Raw genomic sequence first — 26,594 nt, forward strand, 5'->3', positions numbered from 1 at the left:
TCCCTCGGCGCACCCCGCAATCAACGTCCCGTTTCGGCACGACCCAAGTCGTGCCCTGACACAACCACTACCGTTTCATGGCCGCCGCCGCGCCGGTGGACTTCACACCCGCGCCGCGGTTGATCATTTCCTGCAGCTCGTCAGGCATGGACGAGCGCAGCAGGGCCGTCTCCAGCGAAATCTGCTTTTGGAAATAGAGCGTGGCGAGCGCCTGGTTGAACGTCTGCATCCCGTACTTGTCCTGGCCGGACTGCATGGCCGAGTAAATCTGGTGGATTTTGTCTTCGCGGATCAGGTTGCGGACGGCCGCGTTCGGCACCAGGATTTCCATGGCGCAGGCGCGTCCCTGGCCGCCGATTTTCGGCAGCAGCGATTGACACATGATGCCTTCCAGCACGAGCGAAAGCTGGGCGCGAATCTGCGACTGCTGGTGCGAGGGGAAGACGTCAATAATACGGTTGATGGTGGACGCGGCCGAGTTGGTGTGCAGCGTGCCGAAGGTCAAGTGGCCGGTTTCGGCGATGCGCAGCGCCGACTCAATCGTTTCCAAATCGCGCATTTCGCCGATGAGCACCACGTCAGGGTCTTCGCGGAGCGCGGCGCGGAGGGCCTCGGTGAATCCCTTGGTATCGGCGTGCACCTCGCGCTGGTTCACCAGGCAATTCTTGTTCTGGTGGACGAACTCGATCGGGTCTTCGATGGTGATGATGTGGTCGTGGCGCTCGGAGTTGATCTTGTCGATCATGGCGGCGAGCGTGGTGGACTTGCCCGAGCCGGTGGGGCCGGTGACCAGCACCAGGCCGCGCGGCTTTTCGCACAGCTTGGCGACGACGGGCGGCAGTCCGAGCTGGTTGAACGACTTGATCTCGAACGGGATGACGCGGAAGACCGCGCCGGTGGCGCCGCGCTGATTGAACAGGTTGCCGCGGAAGCGGGCCAGGCCCTTGAGGCCGAAGCTGAAGTCGAGCTCCCAGTTTTCTTCGAAGCGGTGCTTTTGCGCATCGGTGAGCACGCTGTAGCAGAGCTGCTTGGTCTCAGCCGGCTGCATGGGCGGCATGTCGAGCGGCTGCAAGTGGCCGTGTACGCGCACTTGCGGCGGCGAGTTGGTGGAGATGTGGAGATCGCTGCCGTTCATCTCCAGCATTTTTCTGAGCAGGTCGCTTAACGTAACGTTCATCGCTTCACCTGAATGTCGTGTTCGATCCGTCAGCCGGCCAGTCGGTCAGCGGTTTGGCTGAAGTGACTGAGCGACGGACGGACTGCAAGACTCAGTGCACTGTCTCTCTTGCCACTTCCTCCAGCGTGGTCATGCCGCCCATGACCTTGATGAGGCCGCTGCGGCGCAGCGTGATCATGCCACGTTCGATGGCCTTTTTCTTCAATTCCAGGGCCGAGGCGCCCACGAGGATAAGTTCGCGCAGCTCGTCATCCACTTCCATGACCTCGTAGAGCCCGCAGCGTCCTTTGTAGCCGGTATTGTTACAGGTTCCGCAGCCTTTTCCCTTCTTGATTTTTACGGTTTTTGCTTCCTGGGGGGTGTAGCCGGCCTCGATGAGGGTCTGCTGCGGGACTTCCTGCTCCTCGCCGCAGTCGGCGCAGATGCGGCGCACCAGGCGCTGGGCCACGATCATGTGCACGGATGTGGCCACCAGGAAAGGCTCTATGCCCATGTTCATGAGGCGCGAGATGGTTTCCGGCGCGCCGTTGGTGTGCAGCGTGCTCAGCACCAGGTGGCCGGTGAGGGCGGCCTTGATGGCGATTTCCGCCGTCTCGAAGTCGCGGATCTCGCCCACCAGGATGATGTTGGGGTCCTGGCGGAGGAAGGCGCGCAGCGCGGCGGCGAAGTTCAGGCCGATGGATTCCTTCATCTGGACCTGGTTGACGCCCGGGAGCTGAAACTCGACCGGGTCTTCGGCGGTCATGATGTTGGTGTCGGGCTGATTGAGTCGCGCGATGGAGGAGTAGAGGGTATTGGTCTTGCCCGAGCCGGTCGGCCCGGTGACCAGCACCATGCCGTAGGGCTTGAGAATGGCGCGCTCGAACTTGGTGAGCGACTCCTGCTCGAAGCCGAGCTTGGTCATGTCGAGCCGCAGGTTTTCCTTGTCGAGCAGCCGCATGACGATCTTTTCGCCCCAGAGCGTGGGCAGGGTGGAGACGCGGTAGTCGAGCTGTTTCTTCTTTCCGTGGACGGCCATTTTGAGCATGATGCGGCCGTCCTGCGGCAGGCGCTTCTCGCTGATGTCGAGCTTGGCCATGATCTTGATGCGCGAAGTGATGGCGTCTTTCAATTTCATGGGCGGCGACATGATGGTTTGCAGCATGCCGTCAATGCGGAAGCGGACGCGGTACTCCTTCTCGTACGGCTCCATGTGGATGTCGCTGGCGCCGCGCTTGACCGCGTCGGTAAGGATGAGGTTGACGAGCTTGACGATGGGCGCTTCGTCGGCGGCCCTTTCCAGGTCTTCGAGGGCGAGTTCTTCTTCGTCGCTGGCGGAAAGCTCGACATCGGCTTCGGCCTCGCCGATGGAGGCCATGACCTTTTCCAGGTCCTCTTCCTGGGTGGAGCCGTACGCCTTCTCGATGCCGGCCATGATCGAGCTTTCCGAGGCGACGACGGGCTCGATGTTGAAGCCGGTCATGAACTTGATGTCGTCCATGGCGAAGACATTCGTGGGGTCCACCATGGCGATGGTCAGCGAAGAGCCGACGCGGCTGAGCGGCAGGATCTGATAGCGCTTGGCGGTTTCGTAGGGGATGAGCTTGACCACCGCCGGGTCAATTTCGAAGTAGGAGAGATTGATGGCCGGCACGCCGTACTGGCGGGAGAGGAAGTTGGTAACCTCTTCGTCGGAGAGGAAGCCCAGCTTGACCAGCACGGATCCGAGGCGCCCGGATGACTCTTTCTGCACCTTCAGCGCCTGGTCGAGCTGTTCCGACGAAATGACCTTCTCCTTAACCAGAAGGTCGCCGAGGCGCTGAGACATTACCGGGTCTCCCTTGCCATGTCACTGGACTGGAACTGCTTAGCGATCACGCTTGCGGGCGCAATCGCTGCGCTGCGACGGTGGAAAAGCAAGCTCGTGCAGGTTGGGCGCATCCTATGTTCGCTGTCAAAAATTGTCAATCCAGAATAGCTGCCGGATTGCTTAGTTTTACACTGGTTTAAAGCACGAAGGTTCAATGACCTAGGGGCAGATCGAGACATCGGAAACACATGCCGGCCCGCCGCCCAGGGTTGCTTGCCGGACGGGTCAGGATTTGCCCGCGAAGTGAGCGGCCGAGATGCCGAGGAAGAGGAAGATCATTGTGTATGTCGTCACCAGGGCCGATGGCCTTATCGCGCGACCGGACGGGCGATGTTAAGTGGCCCGATTCGCCCGACCGAGAACTCAGAACGGAGAACTAAGCCGGCGACTGGCTACTCCTTCACCGCAATCCCCAGCGTCTTCATCTTCCGATACAGATGTGACCGCTCCAGCCCCAGCACCTCGGCCGTCCGGCTCACGTTGCCGTGATTGTCGTCGAGCTTCTTCAGGATGTAATCGCGCTCATACGCAGCGCGGGCCTGGTGCAGCGTGGAAAATTCGGCCGGCGCCGCGCGGCCGCCGCCATCGCGATACACCAGCGGCGGCAGATGCTTGCGGTCGAGCCTGGCCGCCGCCGGATTCATGATCACCATGCGCTCGATGACGTTGCGCAACTCGCGCACGTTCCCCGGCCACGAGTAGCGCATCAGCGCTTCCACCGCGTCGTCGGAGATCTCGCGCGTGCGCCGGCTGTAGGAACTGGAGAACTCCTTCAGAAAGTGGCGCGCCAGCAGCGGAATGTCCTCTTTGCGCTCACGCAGGGGCGGGACGAAGAACGGAATCACGTTCAGCCGATAGAACAGGTCTTCGCGAAAATTTCCGCGCGAAATTTCTTCCTCCAGGTTTTTGTTCGTCGCCGCAATCACGCGCGCATCCACGGTGATTGCCTCATCGCCGCCCACGCGCTCAAAACGCTGCTCGTCGAGGGTGCGCAGCACCTTCGACTGCGTCTTCAGGCTCATGTCGCCCACTTCGTCGAGGAAGAGGGTGCCGCCGTCGGCCTTCTGGAATTTGCCGTCCTTGTCGGACGCGGCGCCGGCGAACGAACCCGCCCGATGTCCGAACAACTCGCTCTCGATGAAATCTTCCGGGATCGCCGCGCAGTTCACCTTCACGAACATCGCTTCCTTGCGCAGGCTCTGCTGATGGATGGCGCGCGCCACCAGCTCTTTGCCCGTGCCCGACTCGCCGAAGATGAGCACGCGCCCGTTCGTCGGCGCCATCAAGCCGATCTGCTGGCGCAGCGCCTTGACCGGGACGCTCTCGCCCACCAGCACGCTGCGCGCCAGCACCAGCCGCTTCAGCTCGCGGTTCTCCACGCGCAGCCGGTGCGCCTCGACCGCGTTCTTTACCACGATCAGCGTCTTTTCCAGCAACAGCGGTTTTTCCAGGAAGTCGAAGGCGCCCAGCTTGGTCGCGCGCACCGCCGTCTCGATCGTTCCGTGCCCGGAGATGATCACCACCTCGGGATGCTCCGGGTCCTCCTTGATTTTCTCCAGCGTCTCCAGGCCGTCCATGCCGGGCAGCCAGATGTCGAGCAGCACCACGTCGAAGGTGCTGCGGCGCAGCGTGTCCATGCAGGCCTCGCCGCTCTCGACGTCGGCCACCTTGTAGCCTTCGTCTTCCAGCACGCCGCGCAGCGACTCGCGGATGCTCGCTTCGTCGTCAACGATCAGGAGGTTATGCATGGGCCTCGACGAGCGCCGATTCGGTGGCCACCGGCAGCTCCACGATGAAGCGCGCGCCCACCGGCGAATTCTCTTCCACGCGAATGGACCCGCGATGCTCCTCCACGATGCGGCTCACAATCGCAAGCCCGAGTCCCGTGCCGCGGCGTTTGGTGGAGAAGTACGGCAGGAAAAGTTTTTCCTTCAGTTCGCGGCTCACGCCGTGACCCGTGTCGGCCACGATGATTTCCACCGCGTCACGGCTGGAGAGCAGCGTCGTCTGTATGTGGATTTCGCGCAGCAGCGAGTCCTGCATCGCCTCGGCGGCGTTGTCCACCAGGTTGGCGATGGCGCGCTTCATCGCTTCCGGATCGGCCAAGACCCGCGGCAGATCGGCGGCCAGGTGCCGCTCCACGCGGATGCCGTCGAGCCGTCCATCGAACAAGGCCAGCGCGCTCTCCACGATTCCGTTGATGTTCGCCGGCTGCGGCTGCGCGTTCGGGAAGCGCGCCAGCGTGGAGAACTCGTCCACCAGGGTGCGCACCGTCTCCACCGCGCCGGCAATCGTTTCGGCGCATCCCTGCACGATGGCCAGCGCCTGCGGCTCGGGATTGGCGCGCTGCAAGTGGCGGCGGATGCGCTCCGCCGAAAGCGCAATCGGCGTGAGCGGGTTCTTGATCTCGTGCGCCACGCGCCGCGCTACTTCGCGCCACGCCGCCTGCTTCTGCGCCTTGAGCACGTCGGAGAGATCTTCGAACACGACCACGTAGCCGAGCCGCTGCGCCCCATGCTTCAGCGCCGCGGCGGTCACGGCCACGCTCAGTTGGGCGCGCGGCGTCGCGATCTCCATCTGGCTGGTGTTCGCGCCCATGCGCTCGGACTTGCGCAGCAGGTGCTCCAGGTCGGCCGCCACGTCGCGCGAGAAGACGTCATCCAGTCCCGCGCCCACCGGGACCTCGCCCGCGCCGGCAAACATGCGCGCGAACGCGTTGTTCACGTGGGTCACGCGCCGCCGGGCGTCCAGCGACAGCACGCCCGAAGGAATGCTCTCCAGGATGGTTTCGATCTGCCGCCGCCGCTGCTCCAGTTGCGCGTTGGCATCGGCCAGGTCGCGCGAGGAAGCTTCGATCTGCTTGCGGTTCGACTCCAGCTCCGCGGCCATCGCGTTGAAACTCGCCACCAGGTCGCCGAGTTCGTCGGCCGCGGTGAGGTGTACGCGATAGTCGAGCCGCCCCTGCTTCAGTTCTTCCATGGCTTCGGCCAGCGCGGACACCGGCCGCGTGACTTGTTTGCTCAAGAACAGCGCCAGCCACGTCGCCGCAAACAGCACCAGGACGGTCAGCAGCAGCAAATATCCCATGTAGGTGCGCCGCACCGCCTTGCGTTGCGAGGCCAGTTCGGCGTAGCGCTGCTGGCTCTGGTCAATGCGCTCCAGGGTCGCCGTGAATTTTTCCGGCAGCGGCATGGCGACGAGAATCCGGCCGCGATCGCCCACCCCGGCCATCGCCAGCATGTAAGGCGCGCCCGCAATCTGGATGGGCTTGCCGGCGGCGATGTTCTGCCACGGCAGCGCCGCCCGCATCATGGGCCAGGGGCGCGGCGCCTGGAAGCTGGCCTCGGCAATCCAGCGATCGGAGTGCAATGGCGGCAGCGCCCCGTCGCCCGAGGCCAGCAGCGCCAGTGCGAAGCCGCCCTGCAACGTAATCTCGTGCCGGCGGAACTCGTTCATCACGCCGCCGAAGTTGCCCGTCTGGAAAGCCCGCTGCGTGTCGGCCGCCGCCGCAATGGAGCGCGACTCGCTGCGCGCATTTTCCGCCGCGTACCCGGCCAGCAGGCGGGCAACGTCCGCCGAATCGGCGCGCACTTCTTCCACCGGCTGCGAAAACCAGCGCTCGATGGAGCGGTTCATCAGCCCGTAGGCAAACAGGTAAAGGAAGAGCACCGGGGTAGTCGAAATCACCAGCGCGCCCACCACCATGCGCGTGCGGAACTTCGAGCCCAGCACGCCCACCCGCCGCTCCAGAAATACCTTCAGCAGGTTGCGGACGAGGATGAATCCCAGCGTGACCAGCAGCAGGAAGATCAGCGACGAGAGCGCCGCCAGTACCAGCGTCTCCTCGCTGCTGTTCGGTCGCAGGAAGCTCAGGTTGAACGCCGTCTGCGAAAACACCACCGCAAACAGCACCGCCGTGCCGATGATCAGCCCCAGCAGAAACCGCTTCCGCTGCTGCCCGGGCGGCGACATGGTGTTGTCAGACACGGTACTCAGTGTCTCAATTATAGGGAAAACTGTGGCGGAAACGACACAGTTGATGCATCGGGCGATCTGGTTGAATGGGTGATCGGGTGATTACGAACTGCGTGGCGCGCACGCCCTCGTCCGCGTGCTCGCGCCATCACGACTCTTCACGACGTAGCGGCGGGCGCCCTCGCCCGCCGGCACGCCACCCCGGACCGTGTGGACGCGGGCGACCTCGCCCGCGCGGCCACGCCACCATTGCACATTAGCTTGAGAGCGAGCTCAAAAACGATCCCCGCCGTCTGCGGCCGAAGCACTAGACTATGCGCAACGATCAGACCTTTGCTGAACATTCAGAGGTTCTGCCGGTAGCGGCGCAGTCCATTGGCTGCGGATGGGCACGCCTTTACCCGTGCAAGGACGGCTCGGACATCGTGCGCCGCATGCTCCACCTCTGAGATAATCTGCGCGCCCATGTCCGCGCCCGACACCCCCGCCGTTCCCACGCAGGACGAGCGCACCATGGCGCTGCTGGCGCACGTGCTTCAGATGGTGGGCGGGTTCCTGCCGGCGCTGATTATCTTCTTCATCCGCGACAAGTCGCGCTTTGTCAGGTTCCACGCCGTGCAGGTGCTGCTTTATCAGGCGGCGTACCTCCTGTTCATGGTGTTGTTCATCATCGTGTGGATTGGGAGCATCGTCGGCCTTGCCGCCACCCAGGCGCAATCCCACGGACAGCCGCCAGCGTGGTTCTTCCTGCTCTTTCCGCTCATCTGGATCGGTTTCTTCCTGGCGTGGATCACGACCCTGGTCCTTTCCATCATGTACGGCGTCAAGGCCAGCCGGGGTGAGTGGGCGGCTTATCCGGTGGTCGGCGGCTGGGCGCGCCGCATGCTCCACCTCTGAGATAATCTTCGGTTCGCATCCACGAAGACAGGGACCCAAGACTGCAGCCTGACCTGAACAACTTCGCCGCTCTCATCCGCGCGGGCGACCCCCGGGCGCTGGCGCGCGCCATCAGCGTGGTGGAAGACCGCGCGCCCGGATGGCAGCGCCTGCTCGGCGCCCTGTTCCCGCACACCGGACGCGCCCGCATCCTGGGACTCACCGGCGCGCCCGGCGCCGGCAAGAGCACGCTGGTGGACCAGCTCGCGCGCGTCTATCGTGCGCAGGGCAAGACGCTCGGCGTCATTGCTGTTGACCCCACAAGCCCGTTCTCCGGCGGGGCCATTCTCGGTGACCGCATTCGCATGCAGTCGCACCACGCCGACGCCGGCGTCTATGTGCGCTCGATGGCCACGCGCGGGTCGTTGGGAGGACTGGCAAGCGCCACGGCGGACGTCGCCTCGGTCCTGGACGCCGCCGGCCGCGACCCGGTCTTGATCGAGACCGTCGGCGTCGGCCAGGACGAAGTCGACATCGTGCGCCTGGCCGACGTCACCGTCGTCATCCTCGTCCCCGGCATGGGCGACGACGTGCAGACCATCAAGGCCGGCATCATGGAGATTGCCGACGTCTTCGTCATCAACAAGAGCGACCGCGAGGGCGCCGAGCGGGTGGAGCGCGAAATCCGCGCCATGCAGGCGCTGGCCCCGCGCGCCGACCAGTGGACGCCGCCGGTCGTCAAGACCGTGGCCACCGAAGCCAAAGGCATTCCCGAACTCGCCGCCGCGATTGCGAAGTACGAGGATTTCCTCAAGCGCAGCGGGCAGGCCGCCGCCAAAAAGCAGCAGAACTGGCGCGGCCGCCTGGTGGAGATGCTGCGCGAAGCGCTGGTCGAGCGCGTCCGCCGCGAAGTGGGCGACGAGCAGCTCGCCCGCTACGCCGCCGAAGTCGCCGAGCACCGCCGCGATCCGTACGCGCTGGTGGAAGAGCTGGCGGGAGAGATGAAACGCGAGCGCGTGCGCAGGTAAGATTGCCGAATTGCGGAACTGCCGAATTGTAGGCAAGCTCAAACGAAGGGTTTCAATTCGGCAATTCGGCAGCTCTGCAATTCGGCAATTGGGCCATGGCAATCATTGACCATCTCGGCATCGCCGTCCGCTCGCTCGAGCGCTCCAAACGCTTCTACCAATTGCTTGGGCTCGAGGTCGTGGGCGAGGAGACCATCGAGCACGAGCGCGTAAAGATCGCGATGGTGCCGCTGGGCGAGTCGCGCATCGAACTGCTCGAGCCCACGCACCCCGATTCGCCCGTCGGCCGGTTCCTGGAAAAACGGGGGGAGGGCCTGCACCACGTCGCGCTGCGCGTCGCGGACCTTTCCGCCACCGTCGAAAAACTCAAGCAGCAGGGCACACGCCTCATCTCCGACGAAATCAAGGTCGGCGCCGGCGGACATCTGTATGTCTTCGTGCACCCATCGTCAGCCGGCGGCGTGCTGCTGGAGCTGTGCGAAGAGCCGCCGGGCGGAGTGTGAAAAGCAGCACTCAGCAGTCAGCAACTCAGCATTCAGCCCATGCGCAGCTTTTTCGACCGCGCAAAATGTCGCTCGAATGTTGAAGGGCTGAATTCTGATTGCTGAGTGCTGATTGCTGATTGCTAGCTCATGCTGATTCTCTCCATTGACACCACCGGCCGCGCCGGCGCCGTTGCCCTGGCCCGCGGCGATGCGTCTGCCTGCGAGATCATCGCCTCGTCGCCGCTCGAAGGCGGCACTTACTCGGCACAACTGGCGCCCACGATCGCGGCGCTGCTGGAGCGCAACCGCCTGAAGCTGGCCGGCCTCAACGGCATCGCCGTCGCGCACGGCCCCGGTTCGTTCACCGGGCTGCGCGTCGGTCTCGCCGCCGTCAAAGCGCTGGCGGAAATCATTCGCGTTCCGATCGCAGCCGTTTCGCTGCTCGAAGCGCTGGCGCTTGCGGCGCAGCGCCGCGCCGCCGAACCGGGCGTCTATTCGCAGATCATGGCCGCGCTCGATGCGGGACGCAGCGAGTTCTATGTCGCCGAGTATCGCGTGCACGGCAACCGCGCCGAGCTGCAGCGCCAGTTCGTGGCGCACTGCGAGGAGTTCATCGCGGCCGTTCGCGGCCAGGCCCGCGCCGGCGCCGGCCCGGTGGTCACGCCCGACGACGCGGTCGCGCAGGCCGCCGGCACGGCCGGCCTCCACCTCGAGCGCGTTCCGCGCCCAAGCGTCGCCGACGTCGCCCGCATCGGCCTGCGCAAGCTCGCCGCCGGCGAAACCGTCAGCGCCGCCGATCTCGACGCCGAGTACATCCGCCGGTCGGATGCGGAAATTTTCGCGAAGCCGTGATTTCCCTGGCGGCCTTCGCGTGCACTTCGTGTCCTTTTAGATGAATGTCCGCCCCGCCACCATCGAAGACGTTCCCGCCATGCGCGGCCTCGCCGAAGCCGCGCCCGAAGCTGCGCAGTGGAGCGCGGCCGAATGGGAGCGGCTCCACGATCCTGAGTCGGCGCAGCGGCTGGCGCTGGTCGCCGAACACGAAGGCGACGTCATCGGCTTCGTCGTTCTGCGCACGCTCGCCGGCGACTGGGAGCTGGAGAACATCGCGGTCGCACTCGCCGCGCGAAGGCGTGGAGCAGGGAAGCGGCTGATCGCCGCAGCGCTCGCGCTCGCCCGCGAATCCCGCGCCCGGAGCGTGTTTCTCGAGGTCCGCGAATCGAACGCCGCGGCGCGCGCGCTGTACGAGTCCGCCGGCTTCCGCCCCGCCGGCCGCCGCCCCGGCTACTATGCCGCCCCGCGCGAAGACGCCATCGTTTACAAACTGCTAACGCGCGCCAGCGCTGACCGATAACCAATTCAGCAGCTCGCAAAATCCGTTGAAGGTACCCCGGCCGTGTGATAGCGTTTACCTCACTTAGGAGGTTGGTGGATGGCTTCTGCTGAACTCCGCAGCCAACTCCTGGCAAGCAACGACGAATTTCGCCGCCTCGTCCAGGAGCACTCCCAATACTCACAACGCCTCGAATCCCTGATCCAGAAGCGGTACTTATCCGAAGACGAAAAACTGGAGGAAGTCCGGCTCAAGAAGCTCAAACTGCGCCTGAAAGACGAAATGGAGCGGATTGAGCTCAAGTATCGCCAGACGAACCAGGTCGCCTGAAGACTTTCCGAATCGAAGGTAAGAAGAAGAGACGCCGCTGCGCGTCTCTTTTTTCTTTGTTCTCCGTAATCACATCTTGACCACCGCGGCGCCGGCAACGCCGTCGTGCTTCAGGGCGTTCAGCGCCTCGTTGATCTGGGTAAGGCGGAATTGCTGCACCGCGGTCACCACGGGAATTTTCGCGGCCTCGGCGAGGAAGTCGCGCCCGTCTTCGCGCGTGTTGTTGGCCACGCTGCGGATCGAGCGCTCCTGGTAGAGGCTGGCGTAGGGCAACGCCGGGATGTCGCTCATGTGGATCCCGCCCAGCACGAGCCTGCCGCCTTTTTTCAGCGCCGTGAGCGCCGGCGGGACCAGGTCCCCGGCGGGCGCGAAGATGATGGAAGCGTCCAGGTGCGCCGGCGGCAGCGCCCTGGCGTCGCCCACCCAGGCCGCGCCCAGCCGCAGCGCCAGCTCGCGGTGCTTCTCGTCGCGCGTCGAAACGTACACCGCCGCGCCGCGGCCCCGCGCCACCTGGATGCACACGTGCCCCGCCGCGCCGAATCCGTAAATTCCCAGTTTGCTTCCGGCGCCGATATCGGCCAGGCGCAGGCAGCGGAACCCAATGATGCCGGCGCACAACAGCGGCGCGGCCTGCACGTCGGTAAATTGTGCGGGCAGCGGATAGACGAACTCCTCTTCCGCCACCGTGTACTCGGCAAAGCCGCCGTTCACCGTGTAGCCGGTGAACTCCGGCGCGTCGCAAAGGTTCTCGCGGCCGCTCCGGCAATACCGGCACACGCCATCGGTGCGGTGCAGCCAGGCAACGCCTACCCGCGCCCCCGGCGCGAACCGGTTTGCTCCCGGACCGGCAGCGTCCACCGTGCCCACGATCTGGTGCCCGGGAATGATTTCCGCGCGACGGGGCGGCAGCTCTCCTTCCACCACGTGCAGGTCGGTGCGGCACACCGCGCACGCGCTGACCCGCACGCGGACCTGCCCGGGTCCCGGCTCCGGCACCGGCACCTGCCGCACCTGGAGCGGATTGCTCTCCACCGCAGCCGGCGCTGGCAACACCGCGGCCAACATGGCATTCACAATTATCTCGCGCTGCGCACCGCGTTCCGGAATTGTGCAATAACCGGTCAGCGATTCACCCGATATAATCGAAGCCGGGAATGGTCCGCGACGGCATCTACTACGGGGTTGGCATGGCGCTGGCGGCGCTCCTTTTGGGGTGGCTGGCAGGGCCGTGGTACGCCGTGCCGGCGCTGGCCGCGGCGGCATTTTTCATGTGGTTCTTTCGCGACCCTGAGCGCGCCGTTCCCGCCGAAGCCGGCGCCGTGGTCTCGCCCGCCGACGGCAAAGTCACCGACGTTTCCACCGTGCAGGTCGGCGGACAATCCCGCCACCGCATCAGCATCTTTCTCAGCGTCTTCGACGTCCACGTAAACCGCTCGCCCATTTCCGGCGTGGTACGGCATGTGGAGTACCGTCGCGGCAAGTTCGGCAATGCCATGGGCGCCATTTCCGCCGAAGAAAACGAGCAGAACATCGTCACCGTCGAAGGCGAAGGCCAGACCGTGGTCTTCAAGCAGATCGCAGGGCTGCTGGCGCGCCGCATCGTATTCACGCCGCGGGTGGGCGATCAGCTCGCGCGCGGCCAGCGCGTTGGCATGATCAAGTTCGGCTCGCGCGTTGACGTCATCCTCGGCCCCGGCGTCACGCCCGGTGTGGCCGTCGGCCAGCGCGTGCGCGGCGGAGCGAGCATCCTGGGACAGGCGCAGGCGCCGGGTTCGCAGCCGCGGCCGCAGTCTGACCGCGTGCCCGCCGGAGCGCGCGCGTGAACGCCCCCTCCAGCAGTTGGCCGGGCGACGACGTGCGCCGCCGCCGCCGCCTCCGCAAGGGCATGTATCTGCTGCCTTCGCTGTTCACCACCGCCAACATCGCCGCGGGATTTTATGCTCTCTCGCAGGCCATTCAGGGCAGCGCCACCGAGCCGTGGCACTTCGACTGGTCGGCCAAGGCGATCGGCTTCGCCATCCTGTTCGACGGCCTCGACGGCCGCATCGCGCGCATGACCAACACCACCAGCGACTTCGGCAAGCAGCTCGATTCGCTTGCCGACGTGATCACCTTTGGCGTCGCGCCCGCCATGCTCGCCTGGTTGTGGGGCTTCCGCATGCTGCCCGCCATGGCGCAGCCGGACCTGCGTGTGCGGCTCGTCCAGATCGGCGTCATCGCCTGCTTCATGTTTCTGATGGCAGGCGCCAGCCGCCTGGCGCGCTTCAACATTCAGCTCAACCCGCAGCCCTCGAATCCCGGGCGTCCCGGCCGCAAGTATTTCGTCGGCATGCCCATCCCGGCAGGCGCGGGCGCTATCGCCGCCGCCGTCCACTTCTGGAACGGCGTGCCGCTCGACACCTGGTGGTGGGCCGCCGTCTGGACCGCATTCGTTGTCGCGCTCAGCTTCCTCATGGTCAGCACCTGGCGCTTTTACAGCTTCAAAGACATTGACCTGCGCGCGCGCCACCCGTTCTATAGAATCCTTCTCATCGGATTGCTGATCGGCGGCATCTGGTACTTTTCGACGTTCGTGCTGTTCTTCCTGGCGCTGACCTACATGCTGTCCGGCGTGTTCGCGCGGCTGGCGTATGTGCTTCGTCGCCGCCAGGCCGCGCCGGCGGCCTACGAGGAAGCCAGCGAGATGCGCTGATGGCCGTCCCCAAGCCCAAATCCGGACCGCCGCGCGCCGACGACATGGCGCGTTGGGACGCGCTCCGCCGCGTGGCCATCGTCGGCGCCGCCACCCTCAAGGGCAAGGAGCTGAAAGACGTCCTCGAGGAGCGCAAATTTCCCGCGATGGACGTCCGCCTGCTCGACGACGACGAGTCGCTCGGCCAGCTCGATGCCGTCGGCGACGAAGCCACCTTCATCCAGAGCGTCCAGCCCGAGCAGTTCGAGCACGTGGACTTCACCTTCTTCGCTTCCGAAGCGCCTTTCACCGCCTCCCATTGGAAGATGGCGCGCGACGCCGGCAGCGTGGTCATCGACATGTCCTACGCGCTCGAAGACGAGCCCGGCGCGGCCATTCGCTCACCCTGGGTGGAGCGCGAGCTGGGCCGGACTGCGCACGCCAACTCAAACATCGTGCTCGTCGCGCATCCCGCGTCCATCGTGCTCGCCATGCTGCTGGCGCGCGCACAAAAGGCTGCCGCGCTGAAGTCCGCCGTCTCGGTCATCTTCGAGCCCGCCAGCGAGCAGGGACGACGCGGCATGGACGAGCTCCACCAGCAGACCGTGAACCTGCTTTCTTTCCAGGAGCTGCCCAAGGCGGTGTTCGACGCGCAGGTTGCCTTCAACCTTCTCGGGCGCTACGGGAGCGAATCGGCGCGCAGCCTGGAATCCGTGGAAAAGCGCGTCCTGCGCCACCTGGCCGAGATCACCCGCGGCGAGTCATCCGGGCAGCCCGCCCGCCTTCCTGTGCCTTCGCTGATGCTGCTGCAAGGTCCGACCTTCCACTCGCACGCGCTCTCCGTTTACATTGAGCTGGAAAACGCCGTCTCGGCGGGCGATTTTGCGCAGGCGCTGGCGGGCGAGCACGTGCGCCTGGCGCGCCTCAGCGAAGACGCGCCCACCAACGTCGCCGCCGCGGGACAGAACGACATCCTCGTCGCGGTGCGCCGCGATCCGCAGCGCGCCGCGGGATGGTGGCTGTGGGCGGCGGCCGACAATCTGAAGATTTCGGCGCTCACCGCCGCCGAGTGCGCCGAAACCAGCACCGCGCCGCCGCCGAAGACGCGCATTCAGTAGAGACGTGGCTTGCTACGTCTCGGCATTTAGCACCTGGCATTTGGCCCCTGACGGCCCTGCTCGGACCTCGACGGCCAAATGCTAAGTGCTAAGTGCCAACTGCCGCACAACACCGAGCGTCGCCAACCGTGTGCCTTGTCTTGACCGCGCTGCTGCTCGGGGCCACCGGCTGCGGCTACCACACCGCCGGCCACGCCGTCCGCATTCCCGAGAGCATTCACACCATCGCCGTGCCGGCCTTCACCAATCGCACGCACACCTACAAGGTCGAGCAGACGCTCACCGCCGCCGTGGTGCGCGAGTTCAGCAGCCGCACGCCGTACCGCGTGGTCAGCGATCCCGGCGCCGATGCCGACGCCGTGCTGAACGGCAACGTCATCGCCGTCTCTGCCTCGCCTCTCACCTTCGACTCGACCACCGGCCGCGCTTCGAGCATGCTCGTCACCGTCGCCATTGACGTGCGCCTGGTGGACCGCAAGGGCGCCATCCTCTACCAGAACCCGAACTACATTTTTCGCGACGAGTACCAGGTGTCGCGCGAAATCTCCAGCTTCTTCGAGGAGCAGTCACCCGCGCTCGACCGCCTGGCGCGCGACTTCTCCCGCACGCTGGTGAGCAACATCCTGGAGGCGTACTGATGCCGCGTGCCTTCTCGCCGTCGGAAAAGTTCGAGTCCGACGTCAAGGCCCGCAAGCTGCGCCCCGCCTACGTCCTCATCGGCGACGAAGCCTTCTTCCGCCGCCGCTGCCGCGACGCCATCCTCCAGCACCTGGTCCCGCCCGACCTGCGCGAGTTCAGCGTTTACGAGTTCGAACTCGGCGAAACCAGCCTCCACGAAATCCTCGACCGCGCCCGAACGCCCTCGCTGATGGCGCCGTTCCAGGTGTTCTTCATCCGCGGCGTGAAGTCGCTCTACACCCGCGGCTCGCACGAGGCGGAGTTCGACGCCATCGCCGAATACGTGAAGGACCCCAACCCCGACGCCATGCTGGTCTTCATCGCCGACCACATTTCCATTCCCGCCGACGCCCGCCGCATGGAGCTGAGCGACCGCGACCGCTACGAGCGCATCCGCGAGACGCTCGGCGAATGCTGCGGCATGGTGGAACTGGCGCGCGTCGAGGACGCGGAAGCCGTGCGCTGGGCGCTGGAGACGGCGCAAGCCGCCGGCGTCAAGCTCGAGCCAGACGCCGCCCGCGAACTGGTGGACGCCCTCGGCAGCGACATGATGATGATCGCCTCCGAGCTGGAAAAACTCATGCTCTACGCCGGCGAGCGCAAGCGCGTCACCCTGGGCGACGTGGAAACGCTCGTCCTCGCCGCCAAGCAGCGCTCGCTCTACGAGCTCACCGACGCGATCTCGGCGAAAGACCGCGTCCGTGCCCTGGCCACGCTGGACGCGATCCTCAGCAGCGGCGACGGCGACGAAGCCGCCATCGGCCACCTCTACATGCTGGCCAAGACCTTCCGCCAGATGCTGGTCATCAGCGAGCGCAACGTGCGCGACTCGCGCATGCTCTACCAGGCGATGTGGCAGGGCTTCCGCGTGCCGCCCTTCGCCGCTGACGACGTGATTCGCCAGGCCCGCCGCTACAAGTCGCGCCGCGAACTGACCCGCGCCCTGCGCCTCATCGCCCGCGCCGACCTGCGGCTCCGCTCCAGCCCGCCCAGCCGCCGCCTGGTCCTGGAAAACCTGGTCCTCGCCCTCGCCTCCGAACCCGCCACGCCCGCCGGGGCGGTGTGGCAGCAGGAGGAGCTGAGCGTGTGATACAGCGCTGCTGGCTGCCGGCTTCCAGCTGCTGGCTGTTGCGTGCTCGCACCGTCAGCGCCAAGCGACCACCGCTATTTACCTCGTCCGGATTGCTTCTGCCGGCTCCGGTCGTGGGTTTGGCCAGCAGCTGGCAGCCAGCAGCGATTTCCCGTTGTCAGAGTCTCTGCCGTCGGTGAGAATACCTGTTCTCCCAGGGGAGCAGAGGGCCAGCCAATGTGCCGAGTGCGGGCAGTCGCCGTCGCAGTTGGGCTAGTTGTGTGTGCGTTCGCCGCCCAGCGGGCGCAGGCCGACTGCAAAGTCCAGGCCGTCACCTTCCTCAAGAGCAACTTCTTTATCGCCGATGACACGGCCAACAATCCCAACGTGGGCCTGGTCTTCACGCCCGCGCCCAATGTAGCCGGCAACTCCATTGGTCTTCCGATTTCGGCCGAAGGCCTGACCGAGCGCGTCGCCGATCTTCTGATTTACGACGACGGCGTGGCGCCCTCCTGCTTCCAGCCCGGCCAGACGATCACGCTCACCTACAACGCGCGCATTACCATTCCGGCTGTCACCGATCTCGACGTGAATCTCGGCGCCGTTCTGGATATCTATGACAGTTGCCAGTTTCATCCCGGCCAGGGCTCATGTCCCCCGGTCGGCCCGCCGTTTTCCGTCTTCAGTACGACCACCGTCGCCAACGCCACCAACGGCAATCCGCAAACGATCATCAGCCTCGCCATCGGCACGTTCGGTGGATTGCCCGGCGGAAGCCCTGGAGACCTGACCACGGGCCTGGAAGGCTCCGCCATTCGCATTCGCAACCTGCGCGCCGATGCCACCTTGCTCGCGGGGCCGGGAGGCCTGCCGACCTCACCGGGCATCTTTGCGCGCATTTCCGCCACTCAGGGAGCGCTCAACGGCACGCCCGCCGCGGTCATCGTCGGCGACGTCAAGCCCATCATCGCCTTCGGCGCCGGGCTCAGGTTTTCCGGCACGGGACTGCAGAACGCCAACGCCACGCTCGCCAACCCGGCGCAGTTCGGATTCGCGGAAAACTTCGGCGCCGCGTTTCGCCTGCCCTCCAACACCGGCGTGATCGCTGACATCCCAGACGGCGCCACCAGTCTCGTCTTCCGCGCCGATTCGGTTCCGCCCGGCGTCACCATCACGTTCCCCGGCAGCATGAGCACGTCGGCGCAGCCCGGACTGCTGCCCGGCGCGGGCATCATCTTCACCGCGCGCGGCGGCCAGCCCGCGCCCTGCGTCGGCCCCGGCTCATGCACCGCGGTTTACGACACGACGGCGAACGGCGCCGCCCAAGCCACGCTCATCGTCAACACCGCGCTGCTGCCCGACGACGGCAGCACCGGCAATACACCCGCCATCGGCGTGAAGATTGGCTCGTCCTCGGGCTTCGGCACCGCGAGCATCTCGGCGTTCATTTCGCCCACGGTCACCAAAGCGTTCAACGGCGACGACCAGGCGCAGTTCCCGCTGAACCAGCCGTGTCCATCACCGGTTCCCCCAGGCCAGCAGTGTCCCACCACGCCGCAGTACACCAGCAACACCGTCCCGGCCGGCGGCGCCAGCCGGCAGATTTTCAGCGGGACATGGTTCACGGTGAATTCCGTCGTCCCTGTCGCGGTGGTCACGCCCGCCAGCATCAACTTTGGGACGCAAGTCATCGGCGTTTCCGGCGCGGGCAAGACGGTGACCATCAGCAACGCTGCAAACGCCACCGCGCTGAACATCGCGAGCATCGCCATCGCCGGCGCCAACGCCGCCGAGTTCACTCAAACCAATCCTTGCCCGGCAACGCTCGCGCCGGGAGCGAGTTGCGCCATCAACGTTGTCTTCTCGCCGTTTTCGGCCGGCTCGCGCACGGCCACGCTGGTCATCACCGACGACGCGCCGGGCAGCCCGCACACCGTCGCTCTCACCGGCGTCTCGCTCTCGGCCGCTCCGGTGCCGGTCGTGAACTCGCTCAGCCCGTCGGTCTTGCTGGCCGGCGGCGGCGCGTTTACGCTGACGGTCAACGGCTCGGGATTCGTGACCGGCGCCGTGCTGCGCTGGAACGGAAGCCCGCGGCCTACGACGGTGCTCGGCGAAACACGGCTCACCGCGCAGATCACCGCTGACGATATCGCCACCGCATCTACCGCCGCCATCATCGTATTGAATCCCTCGCCCGGCGGCGGCCCATCGAACCTGGTTAGCCTGCAGATCCTCCCAGGCCCCGTGCCCACCACGCCGTTTGTGGCCATCGTGCCTCATATCGTGAAGGGCGGGGGATTCGTGACCAAGATCACCATCGTCAACCTCAGCGTGAACAACAACACGCTGAGCATCAATACCATCGACCAGTCGGGAACGCTGCTGGAAGCCAGCAACGTTGGCCTCGCGGGCTCAGGCAGCATGCGCATTGTCACGTCGGAGCAGGAGCGCTTCGGCCCCACCATCATTCGCTGGATGGCGATCGGATCGCAGGCGCCAATCGCTGTGAATGTGTTCTTCGAAATCAGTTTGGGCGGCGGCCCGCCGGCCATCGTCAACACAGTCGGCTTTAACGACCCGCCGCAGCTCACCGAGTTCACGCTGCCGGTGGAGTTTGAGCCCAAGCCGGCCAACGCCAACATCGGACGCACCGTTGGCCTGGCGCTCGCCAACGTCTCCGGACAGACGAACACGGTGACGATGAAGCTGGTCGACCCGAACGGCGCCACCGTCGCCGCCAGGACGCTCACCATCGGCGCCTACTCGCAGACGGCGGTTGATCTGGCTGCGCCCGATTTGTTCGGGCCCGTGCTCCCCAACGCAAACTTTGTCGGCACGATGATCATCAGCGCGACGGCGCCGGTGTCGGCCGTGGCCCTGCTCGACGACTTCGGCCCGTTCTCGGCCATTCCGGTGATCAAAGGGAAACCGCAATAGGAACGCTGTCGCCTTTCCGCTCTCCGCCAAAACAACGCGCGAGGGCGCCCCACGTTCGGCCGCGTTCTTGGCGGCGCGAACGCGGGGTAACGACCGTTCAGTTCTCCAAAGAGCGGGACAAAAAGTAAAAACGGCAGGTCGCAAGGCCTGCCGCAACGGGAAACTCGGAACCTGAAACTTTGAAGCTGCTTTACTTGGCTGCCAGCTTGTTCAGCCGCGCGCTGAGGCGCGCCTTGTAGCGCGACGCGGTGTTCTTGTGCAGAACGCCCTTGCTGGCCGACTTATCGATCACCGACACCACCCCGCCAAACGCCTGCCGTGCCTGCTCCAGGTTGCCGGCGTTGAGGGCGTCACGCAGCCGGCGGAGCGCGGTGCGCAGCCGCGAGGCGTGGGCCCGGTTGCGGACGGTACGAACTTCTGTCTGGCGCGCTCGCTTGAGCGCCGAAAAATGATTTGCCATTTCTGCTGATCTTCCTAAGTCTTTGAGCTGATTGACCGAACCGACTTATTCTACGTGAGAGCAGATGCCGCGGTCAAACCGCAGTTTCCAGCTTCCGGCTGCTTCCCGGCGCCCGCCGCGCACATCTAATTCAATCAGGTGGGGTATTCGCGACGGTTAACGTCCTCATGTTGACTGGCCAACCTGGTAGAGGTAGGCTACGCCCAATGTTTGTTGCTTCTGCCGAAGCGACCCGTCGGCGCCCACCTTCTCATTACCATCCCAACCCCGGATCGTGCGCGCGTTCGTGCCATTGTGTTTTTGCCCCGGAGGCGGCCCCAAGAGCTTAGATGAAGAAGAACATTGAGATCACTCCCAACATCGAGACCCTGTTCGGCACTCGTGATGAAAACCTGCACCTGCTGGAAGACGGCCTGAAGGTCTCCATCGCCCTGAAGTCCGACTCGGTTGAGATCGAAGGCGCCGCCCGCGACGTGGCCCGCGCCGAGCAGGTTTTCTCCGACTACGACCACCTCCAGCGCTCCGGCTACAGCTTCACCAACGGTGATCTCGGCTCCATGCTGCGCATTCTCACCTCCGACGCGAACGCCACCCTGCGCGGACTCGCCGAAGCGGGACGCCAGCGCGCCGTCGGCAAACGCAGCATCCAGCCCAAGGGCATCAACCAGCGGCGGTACCTGGAGGCCATCGAGAAGAACGACATGGTCTTCGGCATCGGCCCGGCCGGCACCGGCAAGACCTACCTCGCCGTCGCCATGGCGCTGGCCGCGCTCGCCGCCAAGCGCGTGAACCGCATCGTGCTGGCCCGCCCGGCGGTCGAGGCCGGCGAGCGCCTGGGCTTTTTGCCCGGCACGCTCCAGGAAAAAGTCGATCCTTACCTGCGCCCGCTCTACGACGCGCTCTACGACATGATGGATCCCGAGAAGGTGGACCGCTACTTCGAGAAGAACATCATCGAGGTCGCGCCCATCGCCTTCATGCGCGGACGCACGCTGAACGACGCCTTCATCATCCTCGACGAGGCGCAGAACACCACCACCGAGCAGATGAAGATGTTCGTCACCCGCCTGGGCTTCAACGCCAAAGCGGTCATCACCGGCGACATCACGCAGATCGATCTGCCCGACCGCCGCCGCAGCGGGCTGCTGGAAGCCATCGACGTGCTCAAAAGCGTCGAAGGTCTCGTCTTCTGCTACTTCGATGAGAGCGACGTCGTGCGCCATCACCTAGTGCAGCGCATCATCCGCGCCTATGACGAGCAGAAGCCGAAGCAGGACACGCAAATGTCGCTCGAGTTGAGCGCCGTCAACGGCGCGCCGCCCCAGCAGCCGGCTTCCAGCGAACTCATCTTGCCGGAGAATGGTTTCACTGCGGGCGAGGGGAACGGCCGGTCGAAGCTCCCGGCGGAGGACTAACGCAGTGCGCAATTCCCGCGGGAGGGCAGTTCCTGGGCCCTCCCGTTCCATTTGCAGCGTGATTCTCGAAACCAAACTCGGAGGCATCAGCCGGACCGCCCTTCAGCGCTTCGCCGCGCGGGCACAGCGCGCCGCTGGCGTTCGCGGGCCGGTGAGTGTGCTTGTCACCGGCGGCAGGGAAGTGCGCCGTCTGAATCACAAGTTTCGCGGCAAAGACGAACCGACTGACGTGCTGTCGTTTCCTGCCGAAGACAACGGCGGCGATATCGCCATCTCCGCCGGCATCGCCAGGCGGCAGGGGGCGCGTCTCGGCCATTCCGCCGCCGAGGAAGTGAAGGTCCTCATCCTGCACGGCATGCTGCACCTGGCCGGCCACGATCACGAACGCGACAGCGGCCGGATGGCGCGCCTCGAAGAACGCCTGCGCCGCCGCCTCGGTCTGCCGGTGGCGCTCATCGCGCGCAACCGCGGCGCCGGAGGCCCGGCATGAGCCTCCCCCTCATCCTCACGCTGGTGCTGCTCCTCGGCGTCCTCACCCTCGTCTCCTATGTCGACGGGCTCTACACCGAGATGGGCAAGTTCCTCTCGCGCGAGTTCGAGGAGAACATCGAGATCTTTGAGAAGAACATCGAGCCGCGCCTGGGCGTGGGCCGCAAGCGCGCCGCGCTCAGCATGGCCGCGCTCGCCCAGCTCACCACCGCCGCCATCGCGATCGTGCTCGGCTACGACGTCTTCTACGACGGCGCCTGGCGCGCCGGCGAAATCGTTCAGGCCGCCGTCGCCATCATCCTCATCGTCGTCATCTTCAACCGGCTCGTTCCCTTTGTCCTCTTCACCCGCACCAGCGGCGCCTGGCTGGCTGACTTCATGTGGCCGCTGCGCGCGCTCCTCTGGCTGGCCATGCCGGTCACGCTCGTGCTCGGCTTCTGTCTCTCGGTCGCCTCGCTTACCAAGGAGCACCCGCCCGAGGAGCCGGAAAAGCCCGGCGAAGCCGTGGACGCGCTCATCGAGGCCGGCCGCGAAGAGGGCATTCTGGAGGAAGGCGACCGCCAGCTCATCCAGTCGGTCGTCGAGTTCGGCGACAAGACCGTGCGCGAGGTCATGACGCCGCGCCCCGAGGTCGTCGCCGTTCCCCTCACCACCACCGTCGAGCAGTTCATCGAGCTGCTGCGCGCCAAGCCCTACTCGCGCGTGCCGGTGTACGAAGGCAGCATTGATCACATCAAGGGCCTGGTCTTCGCGCACGACGTGCTGCAGGTCCCCGACGCCGAGGCCCGCACGCGCACCGTCGCCGGCCTCATGCGCCCGGTGCACTTCGTGCCCGAGTCGCAGCGCGTCAGCTCGCTGCTCAAGGAAATGCAGCGCGAAAACATCCACATGTCCATCGTGATCGACGAGTACGGCTCGGTCGCCGGCCTGGTCACCATCGAGGACATGGTCGAAGAAATCGTTGGCGAGATTCGCGACGAGCACGAGGCCAAGGCCGACATCGTCCGCGAGAGCGACCGCAGCTACATCGTCCCCGGCAACATGGACCTGGACCGCCTCAACGAGCTGTTCGGCATCCGCCCCGAAAGTCGCGAAGCCGCCACCGTTGCCGGACTGGTGAACGAGCTGATGGGCCGCATCCCCGGCGTGGGCGAAGTCGTGGAGCACGAAGGCCTGCGCTTCGAAGTCGTCGAGGCCGACACCTGGAAAGTCCAGCGCCTGCGCATCAGCGCCGCGCAGCCCGCCGACAAGAAAGTTCGCGCTTAGTTTTCCCGGAACAAACCTGCGGGCGAGTGCGCGCCGCCGGCGGCGCCGCGCTCCACGATGTCCGCGAAGGGGCGCTCACGGAAGAGGAGCAGTAAACCCGGGGCTCACCACGGGCCTTCGCGGATGACACGGACCAAACTCCGTTGCCTTGTCCGTGTCATCCGTGTTCATCCGTGGTAAGAATTAGTTGTGCCTTTCCGCTCCGGCTTCGTCTCCATCATCGGACGCCCGAACGCCGGCAAATCCACGCTGCTGAACAAGCTCGTCGGCGAAAAAATCGCCATCGTCACCGCCAAGCCGCAGACCACGCGCAACCGCATCCAGGGCTTCGTCAACCTGCCCGCGCAGACCGGCCGCCCGGCCGGTCAAATCATTTTTGTGGACACGCCCGGCGTCCACAAGCCCGAATCCGCGCTGAACAGGAAAATGATGCGGGAGGTCCACGACGCGCTCGAAGGCCGCGACCTCATCTTGCTGATGGTCGACGCCACGCAGCCCTTCGGCCGCGGCGACGAGTTCACGCTTCAGCTGGTGAAGCGCGCCGGCGGCCGCGTCTTCCTGCTGCTCAACAAAGTGGACCTGGTCGAAAAGCCCAAACTGCTGCCCATGATCGAGCAGTACAGCAGGCTCCACGCCTTCGAAGAGATCATTCCCATCTCGGCCCGCACCGGCCAGGGCCTTGACGTGCTTCTCGACAAGGTCGCCCGCGCGCTGCCCGAAGGCCCGCGCTACTTTCCTGCCGACCAGGTCACCGACCAGCCCGAACGCTTCCTCGCCGCCGAAATCGTGCGCGAAAAGGTCCTCATGCTCACCAAGCAGGAGGTCCCCTACGCTGCCACCGTCGGCATCGATCTCTACGAAGAAAAGGACACGCTCACGCACATCGCCGCCACCATCTACGTCGAGCGGCCGGGCCAGAAGGGAATCATCATCGGCAAAGGCGGCGAGATGCTGAAGCGTATCGGCACCGCCGCCCGCCACGAACTCGAGCGCCGCTGCGGCGTGAAGGTTTTCCTGGAACTGTTCGTGAAAGTCCGCGAAGGCTGGCGCGAACAGCGAGGATTTGTCGAAGAGCTGGATTGGCGCTCCCGATCCTAGGCCCCTCCAGTTTCCTTCGCGCCCTGCGTGCGACCTTCGTGTCCTTTGTGTGCTGCTTTTGATACAGCGGCACGACCGCGCTGGCAACCCACGCTGAGTTATCCTTTTCCGCCCATGCGACCTGCTTACAAATGGATTGTGCTGCTCTTGCTGACGACGGTGGTCGCCGCGCAAGCGCGTCCACGTGCGCGCGAGGCGGGAGTGGTGGTTGGGATATTGCCGCCGGGTCCGCTGAACGCGATCACCGATGTGCCCGGCGTGCTGGTGGGGCACGCGACCCTGGTCCGCGGGGAAAACGTCCGCACCGGAGTGACGGCGATCCTGCCCCACGGCGGCAACCTGTTTCGCGAAAAGACGCCCGGCGCGGTGTTCGTCGGGAACGCCTTCGGGAAGCTGATGGGCTCGACGCAGGTGGAGGAGCTGGGCGAGATCGAGACGCCCATCCTGCTGACGTCGACGCTGAACGGGCCGCGCGTCGGCGATGCGCTGATTGACTACATGCTGGCCCTGCCCGGGAACGAGGACGTGAGGAGCATCAATCCGCTGGTGGGCGAGACCAACGATGGATATCTGAACGACATTCGCTCGCGCCCGGTGGGGCGCGAAGACGTGTTCGCGGCGATCAAGGGCGCCAAGCCCGGGCCGGTGGAGGAGGGCGCGGTCGGCGCCGGGACTGGCACGGTCGCCTTCGGGTGGAAGGGCGGGATTGGAACTGCGTCGCGGAAGCTGCCGGAGAAGCTTGGCGGCTGGACGGTGGGCGTGCTGGTGCAAACGAATTTCGGCGGCGTACTCACGATCAATGGCGCGCCCGTGGGGCGGGAGCTGGGGAAGTATTACCTCATGGATGAATTTAGCAGTCGATTGCCGAATTGCGGAAGCGCCGAATTGCCGAATTGCAAACCCGCCAATGCCCGCGCCACCTCCAATTCGGCAATCCCGCAGTTGGGCAATGCCGCACTTGCCGACGGGTCGTGCATGATTGTCGTCGCCACGAACGCGCCGCTGGATGCGCGCAACCTGAAGCGGCTGGCGGCCCGCGCGATCATGGGCATGGCGCGGACGGGAGCGGCGGGATCGAACGGGTCGGGCGACTACGTGATCGCCTTCAGCACGGCGGCGCAGGCGCGCATTCGAGCAGGCGCGCCCGCGGCGGCGGCGCTGGTCAGCAACGACGGCATGTCGCCGCTGTTCCTGGCCGCGATTGAGGCGACCGAAGAGGCGATCTACAACTCGCTGTTCCGCGCGACGACGGTGACCGGCAACGGCCACACGGTGGAGGCGCTGCCCCTGGAGAAGACAATCGAGATTCTGCGGGAGCATCGGGCGCTTGCGAAGTGATTGATTTCGCGAACGTAGGCGCTGTCTACATGGGCGAGCACACAACAGCCTAAAATCAATAACAACTGCTTGAAGTCACGCGCCCAAATCCGCCGCTACTACCACAGGCTTTCCCGCGCCTGGGGGCCGCAGCACTGGTGGCCGGCCGGGTCGCGGTTCGAAGTGATCGTGGGCGCGTACCTCACGCAGAACACGGCGTGGACCAACGTCGAGCGTGCCATGGCCAACCTGCGGCGCGCGCGGGTGCTGAGCCTGGCGGGGATTCGCGCGATTTCCCTGCCCCAGTTGGAGCAACTGGTGCGGCCGGCGGGATATTTTCGCCAGAAGGCGGCGCGGCTGAAGCAGTTCGTCGCGCACCTGGATGCGAACTATGGCGGGTCGCTGCGGCGGATGTGTGCAAGGCCGACGGCGGAGTTGCGCGAAGAGCTGCTGTCACTCAACGGCATTGGTCCGGAGACGGCGGACTCGATCCTGCTGTACGCGGCGAACCATCCCGTGTTCGTGGTCGACGCGTACACGCGGCGATTGGTCGTGCGCCACCGGTTGCTGCCCGAGAAGGCGAGGTACGAGGAGATACGGGCGCTGTTTGAAAGCGCTCTATCGGGCGGCCAGAGTCAAAAGCAGCACACAAGGGACACAAAGGACCACACGAAGGGCGCCAGGGAAGCCCGTGTGCCGGCTGCGCACCCACCCTCGCGCATGAGCACCGCGCGGCGGAGTGAGCTCGCGCAGCGATACAACGAAATGCATGCCCTGATCGTGCAGGTGGGAAAGCATTATTGTCACAAGCGCGGGCCGGAGTGCAGCGGGTGTCCGCTCCACCGGTTCTTGCCTAGCGACTCCGCGTTGCGTCTGCGGAAAGACTAGAAGCCATCTCATAAATGTCTCAGCAGGACCAGAACGCACGCGAGCTGAACCATGCCGAGGAAGTTGGCCGCGTGGTACTCCCAGCGGGTGACCACGCGGCGATAGTTATGCAACCAGGCGAACAAACGCTCGATG

25 protein-coding genes are annotated in these 26,594 nt (G+C 65.4%); 18 read left to right on the plus strand and 7 right to left on the minus strand.

Going from position 1 to position 26,594, the window contains the following annotated elements; genetic code table 11:
• Positions 1-67 precede the first annotated feature (67 nt).
• The 4 genes from VFA60_10645 to VFA60_10660 form a co-directional block, all read right to left on the minus strand.
• A complete protein-coding gene (locus tag VFA60_10645; GenBank protein ID HZQ92240.1) occupies positions 68-1,177 on the minus strand; it encodes a type IV pilus twitching motility protein PilT in 1,110 nt (369 codons plus the stop codon).
• Positions 1,178-1,268: 91 nt separating this feature from the next.
• Positions 1,269-2,984 carry a type IV-A pilus assembly ATPase PilB gene (gene pilB / locus VFA60_10650; GenBank protein HZQ92241.1) on the minus strand — a complete coding sequence of 572 codons (1,716 nt, stop codon included), beginning with the start codon at positions 2,982-2,984 and terminating at the stop codon, positions 1,269-1,271.
• 434 nt (positions 2,985-3,418) lie between these two features.
• Complete coding sequence (locus VFA60_10655; protein ID HZQ92242.1) at positions 3,419-4,774, minus strand: sigma-54 dependent transcriptional regulator; 1,356 nt, start codon at positions 4,772-4,774, stop codon at positions 3,419-3,421.
• The gene (locus VFA60_10660; GenBank protein ID HZQ92243.1) at positions 4,767-7,013 is read right to left on the minus strand and encodes an ATP-binding protein; all 2,247 of its coding nucleotides are present in this window, start codon (positions 7,011-7,013) and stop codon (positions 4,767-4,769) included. The genes VFA60_10655 and VFA60_10660 overlap by 8 nt, the downstream gene beginning before the upstream one ends.
• A gap of 453 nt (positions 7,014-7,466) precedes the next feature.
• Between VFA60_10660 and VFA60_10665 the strand changes: the two genes are divergently transcribed.
• From VFA60_10665 to VFA60_10690, 6 genes are all read left to right on the plus strand, one after another.
• Complete coding sequence (locus tag VFA60_10665; protein ID HZQ92244.1) at positions 7,467-7,898, plus strand: DUF4870 domain-containing protein; 432 nt, start codon at positions 7,467-7,469, stop codon at positions 7,896-7,898.
• Between the two features lie 119 nt (positions 7,899-8,017).
• Complete coding sequence (gene meaB, locus VFA60_10670) at positions 8,018-8,905, plus strand: methylmalonyl Co-A mutase-associated GTPase MeaB (GenBank protein HZQ92245.1); 888 nt, start codon at positions 8,018-8,020, stop codon at positions 8,903-8,905.
• Positions 8,906-9,000: 95 nt separating this feature from the next.
• Entirely contained in the window at positions 9,001-9,408 is a 408-nt protein-coding gene (gene mce, locus VFA60_10675) for a methylmalonyl-CoA epimerase (GenBank protein ID HZQ92246.1), read from the plus strand.
• Between the two features lie 129 nt (positions 9,409-9,537).
• Positions 9,538-10,242, plus strand: a complete 705-nt coding sequence (tsaB, locus tag VFA60_10680; protein HZQ92247.1) for a tRNA (adenosine(37)-N6)-threonylcarbamoyltransferase complex dimerization subunit type 1 TsaB — start codon at positions 9,538-9,540, stop codon at positions 10,240-10,242.
• A 40-nt stretch (positions 10,243-10,282) separates the two neighbouring features.
• Positions 10,283-10,744 carry a ribosomal protein S18-alanine N-acetyltransferase gene (gene rimI / locus VFA60_10685; protein HZQ92248.1) on the plus strand — a complete coding sequence of 154 codons (462 nt, stop codon included), beginning with the start codon at positions 10,283-10,285 and terminating at the stop codon, positions 10,742-10,744.
• Between the two features lie 78 nt (positions 10,745-10,822).
• On the plus strand, positions 10,823-11,053 hold the full coding sequence (locus VFA60_10690; GenBank protein ID HZQ92249.1) for a DUF465 domain-containing protein: 231 nt from the start codon (positions 10,823-10,825) through the stop codon (positions 11,051-11,053).
• A 69-nt stretch (positions 11,054-11,122) separates the two neighbouring features.
• Here the strand turns inward: VFA60_10690 and VFA60_10695 are convergent, their stop codons facing one another.
• Positions 11,123-12,118, minus strand: a complete 996-nt coding sequence (locus VFA60_10695) for a zinc-dependent alcohol dehydrogenase family protein (GenBank protein HZQ92250.1) — start codon at positions 12,116-12,118, stop codon at positions 11,123-11,125.
• A gap of 89 nt (positions 12,119-12,207) precedes the next feature.
• Between VFA60_10695 and VFA60_10700 the strand changes: the two genes are divergently transcribed.
• From VFA60_10700 to VFA60_10725, 6 genes are all read left to right on the plus strand, one after another.
• Entirely contained in the window at positions 12,208-12,876 is a 669-nt protein-coding gene (locus VFA60_10700; GenBank protein HZQ92251.1) for a phosphatidylserine decarboxylase, read from the plus strand.
• Positions 12,873-13,745: a phosphatidylcholine/phosphatidylserine synthase gene (locus VFA60_10705; protein HZQ92252.1), complete on the plus strand. Its 873-nt coding sequence runs from the start codon at positions 12,873-12,875 to the stop codon at positions 13,743-13,745. Before VFA60_10700 ends, VFA60_10705 begins: the two co-directional genes overlap by 4 nt.
• Positions 13,745-14,842 carry an Asd/ArgC dimerization domain-containing protein gene (locus VFA60_10710; GenBank protein ID HZQ92253.1) on the plus strand — a complete coding sequence of 366 codons (1,098 nt, stop codon included), beginning with the start codon at positions 13,745-13,747 and terminating at the stop codon, positions 14,840-14,842. Before VFA60_10705 ends, VFA60_10710 begins: the two co-directional genes overlap by 1 nt.
• Before the next feature lie 128 nt (positions 14,843-14,970).
• Positions 14,971-15,480: an LptE family protein gene (locus tag VFA60_10715; protein ID HZQ92254.1), complete on the plus strand. Its 510-nt coding sequence runs from the start codon at positions 14,971-14,973 to the stop codon at positions 15,478-15,480.
• Positions 15,480-16,610 (plus strand): DNA polymerase III subunit delta, encoded by a 1,131-nt coding sequence (holA, locus tag VFA60_10720; GenBank protein ID HZQ92255.1) that lies wholly within the window; start codon positions 15,480-15,482, stop codon positions 16,608-16,610. The genes VFA60_10715 and holA overlap by 1 nt, the downstream gene beginning before the upstream one ends.
• A 258-nt stretch (positions 16,611-16,868) precedes the next feature.
• Positions 16,869-19,526 carry a choice-of-anchor D domain-containing protein gene (locus VFA60_10725; GenBank protein HZQ92256.1) on the plus strand — a complete coding sequence of 886 codons (2,658 nt, stop codon included), beginning with the start codon at positions 16,869-16,871 and terminating at the stop codon, positions 19,524-19,526.
• Positions 19,527-19,716: 190 nt separating this feature from the next.
• Here VFA60_10725 and rpsT read toward each other — a convergent pair whose 3' ends face one another.
• Positions 19,717-19,986 (minus strand): 30S ribosomal protein S20, encoded by a 270-nt coding sequence (gene rpsT, locus VFA60_10730; GenBank protein ID HZQ92257.1) that lies wholly within the window; start codon positions 19,984-19,986, stop codon positions 19,717-19,719.
• A gap of 329 nt (positions 19,987-20,315) precedes the next feature.
• Here rpsT and VFA60_10735 point away from each other — a divergent pair, with 329 nt between their 5' ends.
• The 6 genes from VFA60_10735 (at position 20,316) to VFA60_10760 (ending at position 26,459) form a co-directional block, all read left to right on the plus strand.
• Complete coding sequence (locus VFA60_10735; GenBank protein HZQ92258.1) at positions 20,316-21,401, plus strand: PhoH family protein; 1,086 nt, start codon at positions 20,316-20,318, stop codon at positions 21,399-21,401.
• 58 nt (positions 21,402-21,459) lie between these two features.
• Positions 21,460-21,891 carry an rRNA maturation RNase YbeY gene (gene ybeY / locus VFA60_10740; protein HZQ92259.1) on the plus strand — a complete coding sequence of 144 codons (432 nt, stop codon included), beginning with the start codon at positions 21,460-21,462 and terminating at the stop codon, positions 21,889-21,891.
• Entirely contained in the window at positions 21,888-23,156 is a 1,269-nt protein-coding gene (locus VFA60_10745) for a hemolysin family protein (GenBank protein HZQ92260.1), read from the plus strand. The genes ybeY and VFA60_10745 overlap by 4 nt, the downstream gene beginning before the upstream one ends.
• Before the next feature lie 189 nt (positions 23,157-23,345).
• A complete protein-coding gene (gene era / locus VFA60_10750; GenBank protein HZQ92261.1) occupies positions 23,346-24,254 on the plus strand; it encodes a GTPase Era in 909 nt (302 codons plus the stop codon).
• A 114-nt stretch (positions 24,255-24,368) separates the two neighbouring features.
• Positions 24,369-25,592 (plus strand): P1 family peptidase, encoded by a 1,224-nt coding sequence (locus tag VFA60_10755; GenBank protein ID HZQ92262.1) that lies wholly within the window; start codon positions 24,369-24,371, stop codon positions 25,590-25,592.
• 69 nt (positions 25,593-25,661) lie between these two features.
• A complete protein-coding gene (locus VFA60_10760; GenBank protein HZQ92263.1) occupies positions 25,662-26,459 on the plus strand; it encodes a base excision DNA repair protein in 798 nt (265 codons plus the stop codon).
• 8 nt (positions 26,460-26,467) lie between these two features.
• Here VFA60_10760 and VFA60_10765 read toward each other — a convergent pair.
• Positions 26,468-26,594 (minus strand): IS5/IS1182 family transposase (locus tag VFA60_10765; protein HZQ92264.1); only part of this gene is annotated, 127 nt, incomplete at its 5' end.

The sequence above is a fragment of the Terriglobales bacterium genome (assembly GCA_035651995.1).
Lineage (GTDB): Bacteria > Acidobacteriota > Terriglobia > Terriglobales > Acidobacteriaceae > DASRER01.